1 protein-coding gene and 1 pseudogene are annotated in these 1,146 nt (G+C 61.6%); both read left to right on the top strand.

Going from position 1 to position 1,146, the window contains the following annotated elements; all coding sequences use genetic code 11:
* Positions 1 to 55 precede the first annotated feature (55 nt).
* Positions 56 to 415: a hypothetical protein gene (locus CBW22_RS21485; RefSeq protein WP_088517823.1), complete on the top strand. Its 360-nt coding sequence runs from the start codon at positions 56 to 58 to the stop codon at positions 413 to 415.
* Positions 416 to 515: 100 nt separating this feature from the next.
* Positions 516 to 1,146 (top strand): annotated as a pseudogene (locus CBW22_RS21480) (type IV conjugative transfer system coupling protein TraD); the annotation flags it as partial.

Here is a 1,146-nt window from a genome sequence, read left to right as displayed (position 1 = left end):
AGCGTTGTAACGGCTGTATTTAACCCCTGTTCTTAACTTCCTGAAGGAAAACCCCATGCTCACATTCAACGGTGCGGCACGCACCCTTATTGTCTGGACTACCCTGTTTTTTGCCTGGAGTGCCCTCGTGCTGTGGCAGTTCGGGCCTGATATCGTCAAAACCATCATGACCGAAAGCCATCTGTTCGCGTTCGATCTCGCTACCCGCACGATACAGGGCGATATGATGCCCCCGGGCGTTATCACTGCGCTGCTGGTTTTACTGGTAGTGACGGCCGGCAGCGTGCTGTCTGCCCTGACGCTTGCCTGCTGGAACCTGCTGTTCTTTGCCTGCGGTCTCCCCCTGATGGCTGGTCACTGGCTGCTACGCCGCACGGGACATAACCGCACGCCCGCACTGCGCACCCTGAAATAATCTCCGGGGCCCGCACGGCCCCTCAGCCACTTTCTCTCCCTGCAACAGCCTGCCCGGTTTCCCCGGGCGGGCTGCGCCTGCGCGCTTTCCGGAGTTTCCCATGAGTTTCACCCCTAAATACCTGACGCAGGGCGGCCAGATGACGGCCTACCGCCTGCGCATGTTTACGCAGGTCAACGGCTGGATCAGCGGCTGGATACTGCTTTTCTACCTTCTGGTTACGGGCGCCGCGTTCTGGCTGTTCACGCCGGAGGATGCGCTGCGCAACGGCTTCTGGTACGGGTGCGCCAGCCTGTTCAGCGGTTTTGTGCCTCTGATGAATCCGTCCGGGGCGGCGACCTGGGACGTGACCTGGCACTGTGGCGCCGGCGCCCGGCTGTGTACGGCGAAACTGACGCTGGCGCAGCTGCTGACTGACCCGTGGATGCAGCAGCAGGGGGCCATCGCCCTGCAGAGCCTGCGGGTCTGTGCCGCCGCCTGCGGCGCGGCCTTCGCCGTTCTGCTGTGCGTTGTCTACTGGTACGTGGGGCGCATCGGCAGGAAGGAGAGCGAGGACGAATTTATCTCGGGTATGACGCTCACCGATAAGCCGAAGGAGGTGAACCGGCTGTTGAAAAAGGCCGGCGAGAAGTCCGATCTGCAGATTGGCGGCCTGAACATGGTGAAGAACGCCGAGGTCATGAACTTTCTGATCCACGGCACCATCGGCGTCGGCAAGTCCACGCTCATCC

This window comes from Pantoea sp. VS1 (assembly GCF_002207995.1).
GTDB lineage: Bacteria > Pseudomonadota > Gammaproteobacteria > Enterobacterales > Enterobacteriaceae > Pantoea > Pantoea dispersa.
The sequence above is the reverse complement of the archived record's forward strand: the minus strand, read 5'-3'. Positions and strand labels throughout refer to the sequence as shown.

Excerpts from the sequence above, each read along its gene's own strand:
- CBW22_RS21485 (WP_088517823.1), top strand. The coding sequence starts at position 56 with ATGCTCACATTCAACGGTGCGGCACGCACCCTTATTGTCTGGACTACC.